The organism is Hominiventricola sp. (genome assembly GCF_057604405.1).
Map to the genome: position 1 here is coordinate 1 of NZ_DBLYVB010000107.1, position 1,084 is coordinate 1,084.

Genomic DNA, 1,084 nt, shown 5'->3' on the forward strand with positions numbered 1-1,084 from the left:
TGTCATAACACGAACCGTCTTTTAATGACGAAAATCCATCTTTAATTGCCTGTTCCTCCATGGAAGAGATCCAGAGCCGCTTCATCGGCTTTCTGCATCCTGCCTGCTCATACACCAGACGGAAGATTAGTTCTCCTTCCCGCCCGGCATCTGTAGCACAGATTACTTCATCTACTTCGGAATCTCGCATCAGTTTTTTCAAGATTCCAAACTGCTTTTTCGTACCTTCCAATACCCTGTGTTTCCAGCATTCCGGCACAATCGGCAGATCATCATATCTCCATTTTTTATATTTTTCATCGTATTCCGATGCATCACATAATCCAACCAGATGTCCTACGCACCAGGAAACGATATAACCGTTTCCCTCCACGTAGCCATCTTTTCTTGTTCTGGCTCCAAGCACGGAAGCCAGTGCCATCGCAACCGATGGCTTTTCTGCAATTACTAATTTCATTTACTCCTGCTCCTCTTCTTCATCTTCCAGTACATTATCGTCAAAATCTTCATCTCTCAGGATTTCCGGTTCTGCACTTTCTTCCTGCTCATCTGCATCATCTACTTCCCGCTTTTCAGACTCTGAATCTTCGGATTCATCTTCTTCCTCTTCCATCTCATCCTCGTCATCATATTCATGCTTTGGTTTATAGACTTTGAAGTAATATCCTCCTGCCGCAGCTCCTACTGCAACCAGTGCAATCAGAAGATACGTTCCAAATGGACTTTTATCTTCTGGCATCTGGATTTCATCCTCTACCTTATCTTTCTCAGCTGTCTCAGTTGTTTCCGGCTTTTCTTCTTCAGCCTGTTTCTCTGGTTCTGCATAAACAGTATCTACTTCCGGAAGTGTCACGGAATCAGAAAGTGTGAAGTTCATCAGATCTTTCTCGCTGACTTCTGTAAGGAAATACACATTATCCTGAGATTTTGAATTGTCGATGATCAGATAAAAAATCTTACCACTCTTAGTTGAAATGGTATAAAACTCTTTTGTGCCTTCCGTAGCTGTTTTAGTAACAGAATCTGCTGTCTCGCCTTCTTTATTAAGCTGTTCCTCAATACCTGTCACTGTCCGATCATCCAC

2 protein-coding genes are annotated in these 1,084 nt (G+C 42.7%); both read right to left on the reverse strand.

Annotated elements, in window-relative coordinates; translation table 11 throughout:
• Nucleotides 1–457 (reverse strand): toprim domain-containing protein (locus ACZMB2_RS14385; protein WP_487597223.1); only part of this gene is annotated, 457 nt, incomplete at its 3' end.
• On the reverse strand, nucleotides 458–1,084 hold a 627-nt coding region (locus ACZMB2_RS14390; protein WP_487597224.1), incomplete at its 5' end, for a CD1107 family mobile element protein. It lies immediately after the preceding gene.